Here is a 16,920-nt window from a genome sequence, read left to right on the forward strand (position 1 = left end):
CCCCAGCACCGCGGTGCTCAGGTGCTCATGGCCGCCGGATACGCACGTCTGCGGTCTTCACCGGATGCGTACGCAGCTTTGGTTCTGTTTAAGGATCAGATTTTGCGATGGGTACGGGACTTCTTGTTTGATGTCGGAGACTTTTTTTCCCTTGGGACGCTAACGCGGGGCTACATCGCTCGACACTTTCTGATCGGACCAATGAGGGTTCTTGACGACATCGATGGATTAAAGCTGCACTTAGTTAGCAGCCGCCCCCTGATATCGGGGCCGTATCTGGACGAGACCGAGGCATTCCAAAACATGGTGGCGCGACAGATTGACGTATGGCCATATCTGCAGACTGCGATTGATGGCTTTTGGAGAGAGTTCCCAACGAATACGCACTACTGGCGTAACCTGAGAGGCAGATGCTAGAACCGTCGACCAAGGCGGGTTGACTGCCTTCAGAGCGCAGAAGCTGCTCGACTGGTCCGAGAGGACGGCAAGTCATCTAGTCGGTTTTGAGTCAACTATTTCACCGTTAAAAATCCCGCTTTTTGGTGTGTGCCCATTAGTGAATCATTTGGGTTCAAAATCAAAGGCATAGAGGGCCGAAAAATAGCCGGCCTCGTGGCATTGAGTTGCAAAACCGAGGCTACTTCTGTGGGACTTGAGGGACGAAGGTGCGCACCGTTTGAACGATATCGGTGACCAATATCGCTACTCGAAGAGCACCGACTATTCGACAATGTATTGCCGCTACACCCGGGCATGAAATTGCTGCTCCCGATCAGTGGAACGGACGCCGCCGAGATCGAGCACCGGAAAGCTAAATTGGACGCCATTATGGCAGATGTCGAGCAGGTCAGCCGCCGTTTGGCCTGGGATGCTCTTTTGAGGAGATCCTGCCATTGGCCTTCTGGCCCCGAATTGTGTTGATGATTGGGGCATTGATCCTGGGGTGGGTCGGAGCCGGCTTTCGCAAGCAGTAGCCCGCCACCAGAGGCAGCGGGCCAGTTCCGGCAAATTTGCCTGATATCAGTTCGCCTTCTCGCGAACCAGCCGGGAGATGTAGGAACGAAAATCCGCGCCCAAATCAGGCGAGCGGCGGAACGAATCGCCCGCCGCTGGCGTCTTCGGTCCGATACACCAAGATCAAATCCCCGTTCGCCGGGTCGACCGTCGGGATAATGTAGACGAGACGTTCTGCATGCCATTTTGTCTTTCATTGCCCGACGCGATGATCGTCAACTGGTCGGGATCGCGGCCCGTACGGCATCAACCATTGTGGCGAAGTCACGATAAAAGCTAGCAGTGGGACTTAGTATGATCTGAGAGGATCGGCGGTAATATGGACCGCCATAGAACCATCCGCATCAGTCGGATGAACGGAAGCCCGTGCCTCTTGCGGAAGCACGGGCCTCATAGGAGTTTAAATGTGCTCGCGCACCCCCAAGAAACTTTCAATCAATTAGGGTAAGAAAGCAGTCTGCATTGTATTGATTCCACGACAGAAGACCGAAACCCGGATCTCCGTCTCCTTTGTCAGCCCATGCCTCGAATTTTCCATCAGTGAAATAGCACGACCATGACTGGTTTACATGATGGGTAACATTGTCAGTATCAGTTCCCGCAGTATCTCCTAACGACGCGCGCCAAACATGATTTCGGGTGTTGTAGAAAAATAAGAATTCCCTTGACGCAACGCGGCCGGTGTCGTCCCAGTTGTGCATTCCAATTCGCACACTACAGCCGTCCATATCTCCGCATAGCTTCGCTACATCCTCGACAGGAATCTTTGTAGTTGTTCCGCGCTGGGTTTTTAAAGCGTAGTAGGTAGATCTGCCCGGCTTTGTTGGATGCGGATAGTCATCAATGCTATTGGCGGACGCGTCCTTCGTTTTATCCGCCGGCGTTGTCTGGAACATGGCGCTGTCGTTGGGATTAGTGTCGGAAGCTGCTACTGGCCCCAAAGTCGACAAGAGAACAATTGACACAGCAAGAGGCTTCATTTTATTCCTCCCCATTTTCGTAAGAAAATTCTTACTGTGGAAATTTGACCCTACCGCCTCTTTATGTAAAGTTGCAACGGATTTGCAAGTTGATACAGATACTTAGCCTTTGTCATATTTCGAGTTTTTCTTGGATTTCGCTCTATGGGGGGAGCGGCTGTGCAATCTGGTTTCGCAAGGGCCACCAGGAGCGGCGACTTCGTGCCTCGCGCGCTGCCTGCGCTTTGCAGGACGCGTCGTGGCAAAGTTGCGCCGGATCGGCTAGAATTTACCAACAGGTTGGGCGGGGTGAATAATGAAGGCCTTTTCAATAGTCATAGTCGGTTTCTTTTTTTTGGCTTTCACGTTCGGCTGTTTGGCGAATGAGTTGACAATTGATGGGACGACCAAGGAAACGTTTGCAGCAAGCACAAAGGCAATTGCAGACAGCTTATCACCAGAGGAAAAGCCAATATTCCAAGCTGGGCTCCTGAACCTCATCGTTACGCGATATCCGCCCGCGTCCGGCGCTACTGGATTGGCTCTCCTGGCTTTCATGCCACAGGCAGCCGAAGTCGCGCACATCACGATGAATGGAGTGACGAAATCCGAAATATTGGCGCGAGGGCAAGAGGTGCAATTTGCCCGAGCCCCCCCGTCCCCGAAAGCAAATTTTTCCGCCTTGCGATCGTGCTTGCAGCAACACGTTTTGATCACCAACGCTCGCACTGAACGTGATGGTATCGGCGTGTTGATTAAGGTCGAAGTGACCAATAATCTGGTCTGGCCAATTTCATTCGTCCAAATTGGCTACAAGGTCACGACGCAAGGGAGAAGCGTGCCTTGGGCCAATGATAACTTCGGCATGAATATCAGCGGCGGAATTGAACCCGGTGAAATGCGGGAAATCAGCACTAACGTTTTTGGTATTCCGAGGATTGCCAACGATTTAACGACGAAAGCCGAAATTCTCGACGTGGCAGATGCGGAAGAGCGTCATCTGGTTGGCGAGGTCCATTTTCTTGGAAATTCGGATCAGCCATCGCCACACAGATGTGAATGAACCTATTCAAGATAGAAAACTGCACGTCAATTCCGTGGCAGCTTGTGTATCTCCCGCCTGACTGGCCCTCCCCTGTCAAAAACGGTGCAAAACAACGCACGCTCAACGTTGCTGAAAATCGCTGTCTGGCTTGTTCCTCGGAGCCCTTCCTCACGCGCCAAGGTCAAGCGCCAAAGGCTTAGACAGCAGATCGATTACTTGGCGACCTGGTGAAGGTGTTGCGTTTGTCCTCGGTCAAGGGGGCGCCATAGCCCATGAATCGATACCATCGGGCCACCTCTGGATGCGTGGAGTAGGTAAACGACATCAATGATACCCCAGGCAGCTTATCCATTTTTCGGTCGAGGTATCGCCTGAGATAGAGGGTGGGTTTCCAGTTCGAGCCGAAGAACGCTTCTGTCGCCATGAACGACGTGCTGAGAATTTTGTCAGGAACAGGTGTAAAGATCAGAACCGCAATCGGCTCTGCACGGTCAAGGATCGCCGTGCCGCCGCTTCGATGCCAAAGCGTTATCATAGCATCGGTTACATCATCGAGTGCGTAGCCTCCAGCAGCAACTTCATCGAGTGACACCTTTGACAGGCCCTTCATCACTCGCTTTATGTCCGCCTTCGTGGCGGGTCTGGCTCTCAGCATATCGCGTCCGTTACAACAGGCGGCCTAAGGCAAATCATCGTCATTACGGCAACTTTACTTCCGACGCCTAACCAGCGTTCGCATTGCCGTCTGTGCCCTTTGCTATCTCGTTTTGCATGCGCTGCGCAAACTCTTCTGTCGGCTCGTTTGTCGATTCGTGCCAATCCGCCGGATAGAATTTGAACTTAATAAAAACTATTCCGCCTATCAGAACCGCCCAAAATGCAACCGCCAAAGATAAAGTCGCAATTGCCTTGGCGATCCATCTTGTATCGGACACGATCACATCAACGAAAACGCGTACAATCATAAATGTGGGATAAAGCCACAACGCACCGGCGATGACGAATATCACGACGGAGAGAAAGGCAAATGCTATTGACTGTCCCCGGCCAGACTTCTGGCCAAAAATACGTGGGGTGACGGCGTCTCCCCATAAATTGTGCGCCATCTTGTCGACAAGCAAAAGCGGGAAATTCTGGATATTTATGTGACTGCCGAGTTTGATAAGTATGCGGAATATGATTTGCTCGTCGATCATCGCGAACGTCGTGTTCAGCAATGACCCTGCCGTTAACAGTGCAATGATTGGCGTAAGGTCCCTTGTGATTTGGACGGTTAGCCCGCCATAAGAAAAGCCTCCTGAGATCAGGTCGAAGAAGGCAAGAAGGGTTGCGAAAAGGAAGGTTTGACCGGCGCTCTTACCGACGCGTGCGACGATCTCTAGGCGCCGCGTCGATATTCCGTCTAAGAACTCAGGTTGGTAAAACCGCGCTCCAAAATCTCTACGTAAGAATGATTCAAACGTAAGCGCGGTACGCTCGATGAGTGACATTTTGGAATACAGCTTGTCAGCCATTTGAAGGCGTCCCCGGATTAGTGCGTTTGCATGTCGATAACAGCTTTTTCACGGGCGATTTGACAGGCGCCCGATAATAGGCCCGCAAGTTTGCGGTCGGCCGGCGGAATCGGTTGGTTGCTCTTTGTTCGACATAGAAGGCGAAATCAGACATATGGTCGTGGTTAAAGACAGTGCAGTAAAGCACTTGACCAGTAACCAGAAGCACTTCATTCTCTAAGAATGAACCACTTACGAATTCGCGGATTAACAGCTCGTTCTTAGCGTTTAGTATAACGGTGAGTTCTTCGCCCGCGCCGATGGCAGTCCAGAGTTTCCAGGGCTGGGATATGAGGCTGTCGACGTCGATCGATTTCTCGATTGATCCTCGAACACATTTTGTCAAGCTTCCTCGCACGCCAAAGTGGGTGGCAGGTGTCTGACCAGTATTCTTGCAGGATATTATTAGCTGTTCCTTGCCGAATTCAGCCTTGCTAGCGTGAATATAGGCTTGTGTCTGATGCTCACCGAGTTCACGGCTATCTCGAATAGCTCGCCTTGTTTGAGATAGCGACCAAAACAGCCCAAGGAGGCCCGCGACACTGAGCGCTGCGCTGGCAAAGGCCGCCCAAGTCGTCATCCTCGTCCAATAGACCATATCCTGCTGGGCCTGCAGGTCGAGAAGGTCTTTCGTTGCTGGCAGATTTTCTGTAAACTTTTGCAGCGCTTGAAGAAGCCTATCCATCGCTTGCGATCTCCCCAACCTCGAAATAACTTGTGCGATGTTGCCGGCACACGCAAGCGCCGCTCCCGTGTACGGCTTGGGGATTCGACCTCACAAGCCCTCACGCTGCAAAAATTGTCGAGACAAAGCCTTCAGCGCCCAGCTCGGCGGACGAATGAAAAGGGATCTCGAAAGTGCTTTTTGCGGACATGATGGATGCTCACGACAGGCGGGTCGAGAAGCTAATCGCGAAATTGGATGACCCCAACGGATATCCCGATGTGGCGCATGAGCTACGAACCGTTCCACTGGTTGCGAACTACAACCTTGTAGGTATTAGACGACGTCTGAATAATATCGAGGTCGGGGTCTGGGCAATCGTCGGACTGCTTGCCCTAAACACATATCATCATTGGTGAAAGACTCTTGCCTAGCCGACTCTGCGGAGACTTGGCTAATCTGACTTTGCGCGTCCCCTTCGACTGCGCAATCAATCTGACTGGAGGTGGCATATCTATCACGTGCCCAGACAGAAATATTATTCACAGACGATCATCCGGCCGGAATTTGGCGAGCGCTGGTTTTGCTCTGAGGCAGAAGCTCTGGCGGCAGGTTGGCGTCGAGCAAGGCGATAAAGTCCTCTAGCACTGGAAATCCAAATGACAGGAAAATGGATCGATGGATTCAGGGGGCTCGGCAAGTTCGCTCTTCCTACACAGATAGATGTCTATGGGGAATTGGCGTTGAATGGTTATGATTCAAAACTAACTCTTCATGACGTTGAGTACCCATCATACCAATATTCAATCAACCCGACTATCCATGGCACTATGGATCGCACAGTAAAAATTTCCCTTTTTGATTGCATATTGTTGAGCAGTGATCCCAGTGCGGATGACAAAAGCAACGTGTCGGACTGCCGTGTTGAGATATTTCCTCATCATATTCTCTTCGGAGGCATGCACGTCGCCGACGAACACGCGATATTTAATAGCATACTGTTCACGCTTACAGACGCTAAAAGTCTGTTCTACGATTTCGACACTTTTGGGATTGCTTTTGAACCTGCGTTAGTCGAGCCAATTCTGGCCGCCAAATCAGAGCGACGCGGCCGTAAGATCGGCCTAGGTGAGCATCCGGCAATCGCATACTTCACAGGCAAACACTCGATCATTCAGGTGCCAACCGATCTTGGAACAATCTCTGCGCAAAACCTCCCGAGGATATCTTTGGGAGGACCACAGGGCAGCGGGTTCGTTAACACAATATGGGTCGAAATCGAGTTTAAGTCGGCGCGAACTTTCAACGATGCCCTTGAAGCCGCTCTAACTCTTGAGCCCTTCTTTTCCATGGTCGCCGGAAGGCCGCAACGGCTTGAAGAAATGCGGCTAGTGGCGTGCTCAACCGATGAGCCTCAGCCCAGCAGCCCTAAGACGTTTGAGGTGTATAGCAGTATGAAAGGGCATCTCAGGTTCCCCCTTGGCAGAGCGCCGCAACCGCCCGATTTGCCGATTGATCCGGTGAGAAGGCCATATGAATATTCAAACGTCTTGGCAGATTGGGTGAGACGTAGCCATGAGTGGCGCGATGCCCGCGAGCGATTTTCGGGTTGCCTCCGCAAGCAGGACCTGTTCGACATCGACCGGCTAGTTGGGGCGGCAAACATGTTTGATATCCTCCCAAGCTCGGCTGTGCCGAAAGACACAGAGTTGTCTCAGGAACTGATAGTCGCCCGCGATCAGAGCAGGGAACTCTTTTATGATCTGCCCAATAGTCCGGAACGCAGTAGTATTCTCAACGCACTTGGACGCCTAGGAAAGAGCGCCCTAAAAAACAAAGTACGCTGGCGTGCTGCGCCGATAGTCGCGGCAGTCGGGGATAAATTTCCGGACCTGATCTGGGTCCTGGACGAAGCTGTAAACTGTCGAAACCATTATGTTCATGGGACGACGCCAGCCAAAGTCGACTATGCTGCCAATTTTCGTGATCTGGCGGGGTTCTTTACAAAGTCGCTAGAATTCGTGTTTGCGGCCTCTGATCTGGTCGAAGCCGGATGGGACATCAAAGCATGGGCATCACGCAGCTCGACGCTGTCGCACCCGTTTTACGAATACAAGGATAGCTATCAACCCCATCTTGCAGCAGCCAAGGCGCTATTCGGCAAGTCATGAATTCTGCACTGATAAGGTAGAGGGGGCGGAGAGGGCAAAAGGGCCCAGCCGTCAACTAAACGGCAAGGCGCGTTTAAACGAGCAATAACAATCATATACATCGCTACTTGAATTTATGTTTTCATCTAATTATTTGCGCGAAATCGTCCTCTTGATATGAATTGCCCTGGCAAAAGAAGCCGGCCGGCAAAAGTCGCGCGACGATGCAAGGAGATCTCTTATGAAAATCGTTCTTGATGGGGTACAGCTGCCTGCTATTGTGCAGCGCACCATTCTTGGCTGATGGCCCTCCAAGCGGGTAACGCCCGCACGCCAAAAATTGAAACTTCCGGCAACCATTTCTTGACTGCGCCTATGGTGGCAGAGCGCTACTCTGTGAGCGACATGACGCTTTGGCGCTGGCTTCGCAGTGACATCGGTTTTCCCCAACCAATGTACATCGGGAGAAACCGCTACTGGAGCATTGTCGAACTCACAGAATGGGAAAATTCACGGCCGCGCGGAAGGAGGATCCAATGAGATCGCCTTTCGAAAATCACGGGCGCCGCGAAGTGCCCGACTGGGCTGGACTCAGGCTGGAACAGGCCCTCTCGCGACGCCCCGAATATCAGGACTTTGCCGATGACGTCGAAGAAGCGTTGCGCAAACGTTTTGGCGAATTTGGTCATGCCCCCTCCCCAGAGCATTGGGAGGGACTTCGGGCTATCATTCAGACAATTGAGGCAATGGCGCTCGGGGTAGCACGACAAAAATATCTTCTATCCTCGCTCCCGACAGGGATGGGCAAAACATCAACTTTAGTCGAGGCCACAAGGGAACTAGTTCGACTTGGTGAGCGAACCGGCGAACCAGTTGGCATCATCATCCTGACCAACACACTTGACCAAATACCCATACTGATCCGCGAGATGAAATTAGAGGATCACCAATATGCCGTCCGAGTTGGCAAAAATAACGCGGAACTCAATGCGATGGGCGTGGGGGAGAATGTGGGCCGGCATCAAGACGCTCAGGTCCTCTTCACCACCCAACAGAAGCTCATGGCGCTTACGAGCAAGGGGTTAAACCTTCGAACAATGAAAGGGCTGACCTTTCGCAATAAACCTCGCCCAGTGCGGATTTGGGACGAAGCGATCATGCCAGCGGACGCGATTGTGCTATCTGCTGATGATATTGACCGATTGAAATCTCCCTTGGCCAAAGCCGGCTACAAAGCGCAACGAGATGCCATCGAAGAGTTCGTAGCCAAGATGAAGGTGCGACAAGCCGACACTCAAATTACAGTTCCCGATCTACATCTTCCGGACCCGGAAGAGAACTCCGCCCTATACGATGACAAAGACGAGGGAATTGCCATTTCGCTCATGCGCATGGCGGAGGCGCGGGCACATATACGACACGATCGCAGCGTCGGGGCTGTAGCGCTCCATTACGTGGAAATCCTCCCACGAGACTTTCCGCCGCTGCTTATCCTAGATGCCAGCGGCTCGCTGAGACTAAGCTATTCGATGTGGCGCGAAGGTCGGGGCAATCTTGAACGGCTTCCATCGCCCAGCAAGACCTACAAGAACCTCACCATTAGACACTGGGATCATGCCGCTGGAAAGACAGCGAATGTTCGAAACCGGGTACGAGCGGAGTTGGCTGATGGGGTGGCTGAAGCCGTGGCCGAGGCTGACCCTAATCAACCAATATTGATTATCGTGCGAAAGCCCAGCAAGCCGTACCAAAACATGGAGAACGAAATAAGGTCGGCAGTTGCACAGCGCTTTGTCGGCGAAAAACGCGCCCCGCCCGAACTCCACTTTCTAACGTGGGGAAGACATGTGGCCACGAATGCATATGCGAACGTCCGACATGTCATTGTCGTAGGGTTGTTTCAATACCCCACGTCTGTGGCTGCCGCCATGGCGCGTGGCTCTGCCGGCTTGGGCCCTGGCGAATATCTTAGCGAGATCGCAATCGATGATTTTCACAAGAGCGAGATAGCCCATCATGTCTTCCAGGCCGTGGGGCGTGGGGCGGTGCGGAAAGCGATTGGCGGAGACGTTCCCGAAGGCTGCCGACTTGATGTCGTTTTCTCAACTAGAGGAAACGGTGCTTCCGTTCCAATAGGTCGGGATATTTTACGCAAAGCTTTCCCAAAAGCTCAGATACTCGATTGGCATCCCCTGCCGATTGTTCTGAGCAGCAACGAACTCGCGCTGGTAAAGGAGCTGCGAAAAATTGCTGCGAGTCCGCTTGGCGGAAAGGCGCCCTACAAGGAGCTTGCAAGAGCCGTGGGCATAGCGGCCGTCAACATTTGGAAAACCTTAGAACGTCCGCATGTCAGGTTGGAACTTGCCAAAGCCGGAATTGCGATCAGCCAGCGGCAGGGCCGACCGATGTGGGTTTCAAGGATCGCCCAGCCTCACGCCAGGCCGAAGGCTAGGCGCAGCTCCCCGAGCGGAGAAGGAAAGGTCAAACTACCTAATGGCCTACGCTGTGCACGAGTGAGGAAATCAGGAACGCCTAAACGATAGGGCCATTGCAGCACCTACTACGGCGTCATGTATTGCCTCTAATATGAGGTCGTAGCAGGTTGTTCGCTTCGATCTCCTAGTGGGGAGGGATTCAACACCGGCATCATTGTCTCCGCAAATGTGGCACTCTCTGTCGGACAATTTGTCATTCTTGCATCCTTGGTTTTCTACCCCTTAAATGCCATATGTCGACTCTCCCTTAAGCCTTTGATATCATTATAATAAGGCAAGAATGACAAAAGGACGATTAGAAGAGCAGGTTTTTGTAAGAATGACAGAATGACAGAATGCCGGTGTGTCAGGCTTTGTTGTTCTCGCTAAAGTTAAGCCCACCCAAGGCGGCGATGCCTCTGGGGTGCGTTTTTCAAATTGTAAAATCTGGGCAACATTATCCTGGTGCCCATAACCCCTACCCTAGCACCACCCACAGTTGCCGGGGGGTCGGCGGCGCGGCATGGGGGAAAGGCCCCCGGCGGGGTAGTGTCGTCATCAAGATCAGGCTTTGTAGTCAGTGGAGCGCGGGTACTCCCGACCCATAAATGTTCCCCAGTTAGTTCCCCCGCCTTGGCGCTCTCGGTGCAAATAACTGTTAACATACGGTATTTTCTGCACCAACCACTGATTGGTAGTCAGATGCTCGCGTGTGGCCTTCTGAATTAGACTGTTGTACCGAAATCGGGCAACGCGAATGGATACCCCGCATTGACCGACCTCAACACGCGATTTCTTACACCAGCTGGCATGCAATCTGCCTACGACTTCCTGACAAGGAAGCACTCCTGGTATCTGCACGCCAGCGATCCCGCAAACTTCGAAGATATCAAAGCCGGTGGGCTTGAAACCAGATTCCCAGGCGGAAGCGTGCCTGACATCGTTAAAGATCGATTTGGCACGACGGCAAAACAGGTGTTGTGCCTGCGACCAATCGGAACCGAAGACCCGACTGGTTCGCGCTCAAGTGAGAGATTTCTCCTGGCAGTCGAAAGGAATTTCCTGCCGCTGTCGATCGGCCTAGACTGGTCTTTTGTCGGAACTTGGACACTTCCGGACATCCTCAGAGCGGATGACCCGAAAATGACTGACGATGAGATATTCTATGAGGTGGTAAGACGAAGAGGCTCCGTGCTGAGCTACGACGGAATACCGGCTTCCAATATTCGCGTCTGGTGCAAGGGATCTGGGTGCGACGCTCCCTCAACGTGGCCCAGACTAGTCGCCTCGACCATTTCAGATATCGTGCGAATATAACGCATCCCTCGCGTGAACCTCCGTGAAAGAGGGTGCATGCTTGAGAAAGGCGGACAATCGAGAATGCCAAATGGCATTCTGGCATTCTTACGATAGAGGAGCCGGTGAACCCGTCTCTGCTTGGAAGGTGCAAAGCATGACGAAACCTAGCGAGGCTGAGTGGGGATTTTGTGAAATCGCGCGCGACGATCCAAACCGAGCCAGAGCATTGGCATCCTACAGTCCAGCCGAGGCATTGATTGAGACACTCGGCAACGCGCTAGGTGCCGCACTTGTCCAAGACGTACGGATCGGTTTCGACGGTATCAACAATGACTTTGACGCGCCTCGCGTCATGTTTCAGTTTCCGGTTTCTCCGGCGCTCTACGATTGGTTTTTCAACTCACGCACAGGCTACCGTGCTCAGTATTGGGCAAGTCCCAAGATCGGGAACGCTTACAACAGCCGGTTGCTTGCCCATCTGAAATCCATAGTCGGAACTTGGGCTCCTGCTTCTGGAGTTGCGGGCAGGGCTTTGTCTGTTCAGCACCACAACGGACATCGTCAGGACATCGATCTAGGCCGCCGGACAGAAAGCCGGGCCACTGTCTTGGCCTCGCTCGATCCGCTATTGTCCAAGATCTGGATTTGCGAACGCCTTTTAAAGGATGACGGCAATTCGCCAGCGTGGATCGCGGCATTGAGCACCAGCGGTCCAAAATTGCACGTCCCTCAATGGATAGAGCATGGCGCAGAGTATGGTTTGGTTCCGCAGTTCCCAGACAAGAGAAGCGCCTGGCTTGACATCAAAGGAGGGTATGTTCTTCCAAACGGCAATGTCGTCCAGCCCAACAAGCGCCCAAAACTCAGAGCTAGGCAAATCCACGATACTGGGTGGAGCTGACCTCGGCTAAGCGCGAAGCGGCACCACGTTGGATTGTTTGTTAGAAACCAAGCCTGTCACGAACCGTCCCCACCCCTGCAAAGCCGCCGCCTTCTCCTCGGCATAGTCGTGGACCTGATAAACGCCAACGATACCGGCAAAGCTGCCGGACGTGTGGTTGAGCACCTTCTCGGTCACGGGCAGGCTGATGCCCAACCGTTGCAAGCCCGCTGCAACTGTGCGCCTCAGATCGTGGAGCCGCCAATCGGCAATGGAAACTGGCTCATCGCGGCTTTCCTGGGCCGCCTCAAGCAAGAGCCGGTCAAGCCGCAGTTTCATGCGGCTGTATCCGCTGACAGGGGTCTTGCCGCTTGTCGTGAACACGTACCCTGCTTTGCCTTCAATGCGAGGTAACTTCTCGATGATCGAAAGCGCCGCATCGGACAGCGGGACCATATGCGGCTTCCCGTTCTTCGTGCGCGGACCCGGAATGGTCCACTGGCGTTTATCCAAATCGATCTCGTTCCAAGTCATATCGCCCACCTCAGAGCGCCGTTGACCGGTGAGAACAAGCAACTGGGTCAACGGTCCAAACGGGTAGCCCTCGACTTCGCAGGCCCGCCATAGCCACCGCAATTCGTCGTCAGCAGAGTCAGGCACGGTTGCTACGCGCATCAGGGTGCGATCGCGGCGCCGGGCTGCTTCGTCCTGCATGTCGGTCGGCGGCGCCATGCCCGCCACGGGGGATGTAGTGAGGATGTCCTTGCTGACAGCCCAATTGAAGAACTTGCGGAGTTCAGCGAATTTCCTGTTAGCGCCAAACTTCGCGTTTGGAACCATCCTGTCCAAATGCTCCTTAATGTCACGCCGGCCCACGTCCTGGATAAGGCGATCTTTCCACGCCTCGGCAGGCCCACCCTTAATGAGTTCCCAGTTAGCGCCACTAACACGGTCGGGTTTCATGCCAAGCAGTCGAGCCTTTTCCAGGAAGCCTTTCCTCTTCGATGCGTACTCCCGCAAATACCGCTCAGCCACCAAACGAAACAGGTCGGGGTCTTGGGCGCCGGCACGCTGCGCCTTGCGTCTGGTCTCCTTCTGCAGCGCTCTTGGGTCCTGGGGAGACACACCTCCAAGCATCCGAAAAGCTTTGCCCGCTTCTTCGCGGGCTTGCTTCAAAGAGAATGTTGGATAGGCGCCGATTGTCAGCTTAAGAAGCCTCCCACCAAACCGATACCGGACAGCCCAAGACTTCTTTCCGTTGGTCTGGACGATCAGATAGAGACCCCTCACCTTCGCGTCCGCAACCTCTTGGCGCTTGTCAGTTGGGGTCCAATTTTTGACCGACAAATCCGTGAGTTCTGTTGCCATCGTTCCCTCCCAAGGGTATTATCAGGGGAACACAATGAGCTGATACCCTTCGTTTCCCCACGTTATGGAAAGTGAACTTATATCACCATAACATATGGAAATAAATTGGTTTTTCTAGCGTCGATGTTCGGATTTGTGCTCTCGTGAAGGCGACTGATAGCGGTTTTGTAAACCGAAGGTCGGCGGTTCGATTCCGTCCGGGGGCACCATCCCACACGAGCCTCGACGACGTTCGGGAACAGTTCGGTCGGTTACCGCTAACCGCAATTCGATCGGTAAGCTCTGCTCACTGCTCAAGCGCTTCGATATTCGCGAGGACGCGCTGGAGCAGCGACACGAGTGTGTCAACCTCCTCCGGCGACAGACCTTTCATGATATCGGCATTGCCCTGCCGCAGTATCGCGCGGCCAGCCGGCAATCGCGCAAGCGCTTCGTCCGTCAGCGATATCAGGCTCGAGCGCCCGTCGCGCGGATCGGGCTCACGCTTGACGATGCCATCGCGCTCCATCCGGGCGAGCATCTGAGCCATGGTCGGCTGCTCCACCTTCGCCCAACGCGCGAGTTCCGTCTGTGACAGTCGTTCTCCATCCTTGAGTGCCACCAGTACGGGCAACTGCGCCGTGGCGAAGCCGAGGTCGCGCAGCCGCGCGTCGCCGATACGGCTCAGTTCGCGTGCGATACGGCTGAAGTAATGGCCAGGATGGCGAAGCGGCTCCCAATCATCATCGGTATTGGGCATTGCATAGGCTCCTATGTTCATTTACATAGGCTCCTATGTACATGGAGGTTGATGATATGGCAATGGATCGGATCGCGATCATCGGCGGCGGCCCCGGCGGGCTGTTGCTGGCGAGACTGCTGCAATTGGGCGGTCTCTCCCCCGTCGTGTTCGAGCGGGATGCGCATGCCGGGGAGCGGCCGCAAGGCGGATCGCTCGACCTGCATGACGAAACTGGCCAACGCGCGATGCGGCTGGCGGGCCTAGAATCCGAGTTCACCACTGCGGCCCGCCCCGAGGATCAGGGGGACCGGCTTTATGACGTTGACGGCACCCTGCTGTTCGACCGCAACGGGCCCGCTGACGATCGGCCCGAAATCGATCGGACGATCCTGCGTCAGATCCTTCTGGATGCGCTCACGCCCGGCACGGTGCGCTGGGGACATCGCGTCCTCGAAATCACGCCTGCCGACGATGGCCATGCGCTGATCGGCGATAGGTGGTGCGAGCGCTTCGATGTGGTGGTCGGCGCAGATGGCGCATGGTCGCGCGTTCGACCGCTGCTCAGCCATGCCGTGCCAGCCTATGAAGGCGTGACATTGGTCGAACTGGGCTTCGACGTGGAACGGCATCCCGCCATCGACGCACTGACAGGCAGTGGCAAGATGTTTGCGGTCGGCAACAATCGCGTCCTGATCACCCAGCGAAACGGGCTCGGCCATATTCGCGGATATGCCGGCCTGCGCCTGGACGAGGCGACCGCGCGGAACTGGCAGGCGGTGTCGCCCGAAAGGGTGCGCGCAGAGTTGCGTGAGCCCTTCGCCGAATGGGCTCCCGCGTTGAAGGAAATCATCGAGACCGGGGATTTCATCGCGGTCCGTCCACTCTATGCGCTGCCTGTCGGGCATCGCTGGACCAGTCGTTCGGGGCTGACTCTCCTGGGCGATGCGGCGCACCTGATGTCTCCCTTCTCGGGTGAAGGGGTGAATCTCGCGCTCGCCGATGCGGTTGATCTCGCCGAGGCATTGACCTCGGGCCACGGCTGGCAGGCCGTCAACGGATATGAAGAGGCAATGGCGGGACGGGCTGCCATCGCGGCGGAAGGGGCTGCTCAGGGCCTGAGCGGCGCCTTCTCGTCCGAGGGAGCTAGTCCGGTTCTGCAACATTACTTGTCACGGGTGAATGAACATTGACAGCCGACAAGGTGGTTGGACCCCGGTGGCACCCAGTTCACTGGCGGTAACTTGGTTACTGGCAGTCACAAGAGGCACCGATAACTTTGCAGCTTGATGAGCTTTCGTGCCCTTCTTCACCGGGCACTCGAGGTCGACTTTATGGATGTCGCGCTGTCCTACGTCGCCTTGTTCTATCTCGGCTGGATCGCGAGCGCCGGTCCAACATAAACGATGCAGCTAGCTTAGTAGGTCCGCCATTTCAAACCCCAATCGCCGCCACCAATATCCGGTTCTGCCTCCGTATCGCCGCGCGCAGTTCCGGTATCTTCGCCGCGTCGCGCCTCGCAAACTCAATGAACATCATGTTCATGTTGTTGAAGACCAGTTCGCCGAGCGCTGTCCCGTCGATGCCGCACCAGGCCGAGCGCCTGCAGCCGGGCGATGAGCGCGCGGATCTGCTTGGTGAGCGCGCGGTCGAGCGCGGCGTAGGCTTGGCCGAACGGGCCCGGTTCCATCTAGCTCTGCGAAAACAGGACGGGTATCCTGTTATTAGGCGACATCATCTCTGTCGGCCCGCTGATCGATCGACTTCTATCACTCGGACATCCCCGACTTCATGGCGACGCTCACGCGCCTGCGCGACCTTGGTGTCCGTCCGCCCCGATATCTTTATGAGGCGCTCGCAATTTGGGCAGACGCGTTCGCCCTCGTGAACGTATTCCTCACCCTCACTGACTTATAGACATAAGCGGTCCAGATGCCGGTCCCTACAAACGACGCTATGGCTGCCAGCAACGCATCACCTGCGAGCACCTTGTTCACCGGAACGCCCAGAATTGACGCGATCCAGATGGTGTCCAGGATGAATACGACCGGAATTGCAAGCCACTGGAACAGAAACAACCGCGGGAAGCGGTGGCTTCGCCGCAGCATCGAAACGAGCACGACCAGCTGAAGCGCCAGAAATGCCAGATTGAGAGCAAGCTCGCCATAGGCCGCCATGACCCCGTTCGGGAGAGCCATGAGTTGCTGGTAGCCTTCGGCCGAAATAGCCAAGTTGGCGAGTGTGCGCAGCGGTGACAATGCCTGGCCGATCGCCAGCAGCATCAGCCAGCCGCCGATGCCTACAAGAGCCGCAGGATTCTGTGACGGCTTCGTGGCTGATCGAACAGCAAAGAAAACAGGCACGCCGATCAACAGCAGCATGATCGCCCAATGCCAGATGGAAAACGCCCCCATTTACCCCTCCCCTATTTATGCCCCTATAAGTTGTACCAGATTTCAAATTCAACTCAAGAGTCGAGCCTCGTCTGAAACCAAGTCTTATGCCGAGCGGCGATTTCTCCTGTCTGCTCCTGACTCCTCACACCCCGATCGCCGCTACCAATAGCCGGTTCTGCCTGTGTATCGCGGCGCGTACCTCCGTGGTCCTTGCCTCGTCGCGCTTCGCGATGAACATCGTGTCATGTTGCCGTAATCAGTTCGCGGAATGCTGCCCCGTCGGTATCCCAGCCGCATAAGGCCAAGCGCCTACGGCCGGGCGACCAGAGGGCAAATCCGCGCGGTGAGCGAGCGATCGGGCCCGGTACAGGCCTGGCCGAACGGGCTGTCGGGCAGTTGT

Annotated in this window: 14 protein-coding genes and 1 tRNA gene; 7 read left to right on the forward strand and 8 right to left on the reverse strand. The window is 54.8% G+C overall.

The window, feature by feature from the left end; all coding sequences use genetic code 11:
- Positions 1–1,445: 1,445 nt before the first annotated feature.
- A complete protein-coding gene (locus X744_RS1000000173670) occupies positions 1,446–1,994 on the reverse strand; it encodes a hypothetical protein (protein ID WP_156938540.1) in 549 nt (182 codons plus the stop codon).
- Positions 1,995–2,289: 295 nt separating this feature from the next.
- On the opposite strand from X744_RS1000000173670, the gene X744_RS156475 reads away from it, so the two are divergent.
- A complete protein-coding gene (locus X744_RS156475) occupies positions 2,290–3,036 on the forward strand; it encodes a hypothetical protein (protein WP_023759346.1) in 747 nt (248 codons plus the stop codon).
- Positions 3,037–3,214: 178 nt separating this feature from the next.
- Here X744_RS156475 and X744_RS156470 read toward each other — a convergent pair whose 3' ends face one another.
- The 3 genes from X744_RS156470 to X744_RS156460 form a co-directional block, all read right to left on the reverse strand.
- Positions 3,215–3,631 (reverse strand): hypothetical protein, encoded by a 417-nt coding sequence (locus tag X744_RS156470; protein WP_156938541.1) that lies wholly within the window; start codon positions 3,629–3,631, stop codon positions 3,215–3,217.
- A 109-nt stretch (positions 3,632–3,740) separates the two neighbouring features.
- Positions 3,741–4,532 carry a hypothetical protein gene (locus X744_RS156465; RefSeq protein ID WP_023759348.1) on the reverse strand — a complete coding sequence of 264 codons (792 nt, stop codon included), beginning with the start codon at positions 4,530–4,532 and terminating at the stop codon, positions 3,741–3,743.
- Positions 4,525–5,256, reverse strand: coding sequence for a heme exporter protein CcmD (locus tag X744_RS156460; RefSeq protein WP_023759349.1), 732 nt, complete (start codon positions 5,254–5,256; stop codon positions 4,525–4,527). The genes X744_RS156465 and X744_RS156460 overlap by 8 nt, the downstream gene beginning before the upstream one ends.
- A 638-nt stretch (positions 5,257–5,894) precedes the next feature.
- Here X744_RS156460 and X744_RS0136835 point away from each other — a divergent pair.
- The 4 genes from X744_RS0136835 (at position 5,895) to X744_RS0136840 (ending at position 12,059) form a co-directional block, all read left to right on the forward strand.
- Complete coding sequence (locus X744_RS0136835; RefSeq protein ID WP_031260213.1) at positions 5,895–7,406, forward strand: HEPN domain-containing protein; 1,512 nt, start codon at positions 5,895–5,897, stop codon at positions 7,404–7,406.
- 515 nt (positions 7,407–7,921) lie between these two features.
- Positions 7,922–9,928 carry a DEAD/DEAH box helicase family protein gene (locus X744_RS156450; RefSeq protein WP_198032226.1) on the forward strand — a complete coding sequence of 669 codons (2,007 nt, stop codon included), beginning with the start codon at positions 7,922–7,924 and terminating at the stop codon, positions 9,926–9,928.
- Positions 9,929–10,630: 702 nt separating this feature from the next.
- Positions 10,631–11,176: a hypothetical protein gene (locus X744_RS1000000173675; RefSeq protein WP_156938542.1), complete on the forward strand. Its 546-nt coding sequence runs from the start codon at positions 10,631–10,633 to the stop codon at positions 11,174–11,176.
- 136 nt (positions 11,177–11,312) lie between these two features.
- On the forward strand, positions 11,313–12,059 hold the full coding sequence (locus X744_RS0136840; protein ID WP_156938543.1) for a hypothetical protein: 747 nt from the start codon (positions 11,313–11,315) through the stop codon (positions 12,057–12,059).
- A gap of 6 nt (positions 12,060–12,065) precedes the next feature.
- Here X744_RS0136840 and X744_RS156445 read toward each other — a convergent pair whose 3' ends face one another.
- Positions 12,066–13,406, reverse strand: a complete 1,341-nt coding sequence (locus X744_RS156445) for a site-specific integrase (protein WP_023759356.1) — start codon at positions 13,404–13,406, stop codon at positions 12,066–12,068.
- A 137-nt stretch (positions 13,407–13,543) separates the two neighbouring features.
- Between X744_RS156445 and X744_RS156440 the strand changes: the two genes are divergently transcribed.
- Positions 13,544–13,615, forward strand: a tRNA-OTHER gene (locus X744_RS156440).
- A gap of 77 nt (positions 13,616–13,692) precedes the next feature.
- Here X744_RS156440 and X744_RS156435 read toward each other — a convergent pair.
- Positions 13,693–14,145 (reverse strand): MarR family transcriptional regulator, encoded by a 453-nt coding sequence (locus X744_RS156435; RefSeq protein ID WP_023759357.1) that lies wholly within the window; start codon positions 14,143–14,145, stop codon positions 13,693–13,695.
- 62 nt (positions 14,146–14,207) lie between these two features.
- Between X744_RS156435 and X744_RS156430 the strand changes: the two genes are divergently transcribed.
- The gene (locus tag X744_RS156430; protein ID WP_245266611.1) at positions 14,208–15,317 is read left to right on the forward strand and encodes an FAD-dependent monooxygenase; all 1,110 of its coding nucleotides are present in this window, start codon (positions 14,208–14,210) and stop codon (positions 15,315–15,317) included.
- A 332-nt stretch (positions 15,318–15,649) separates the two neighbouring features.
- On the opposite strand, the gene X744_RS1000000175115 is transcribed toward X744_RS156430, so the two are convergent.
- The gene (locus X744_RS1000000175115; RefSeq protein ID WP_023759360.1) at positions 15,650–15,814 is read right to left on the reverse strand and encodes a hypothetical protein; all 165 of its coding nucleotides are present in this window, start codon (positions 15,812–15,814) and stop codon (positions 15,650–15,652) included.
- Between the two features lie 154 nt (positions 15,815–15,968).
- Positions 15,969–16,538, reverse strand: coding sequence for a DUF2569 family protein (locus tag X744_RS156425; protein WP_023759361.1), 570 nt, complete (start codon positions 16,536–16,538; stop codon positions 15,969–15,971).
- Positions 16,539–16,920: the final 382 nt, after the last annotated feature.

It is taken from the genome of Mesorhizobium sp. LNHC252B00 (assembly GCF_000502955.1).
Classification (GTDB): domain Bacteria; phylum Pseudomonadota; class Alphaproteobacteria; order Rhizobiales; family Rhizobiaceae; genus Mesorhizobium.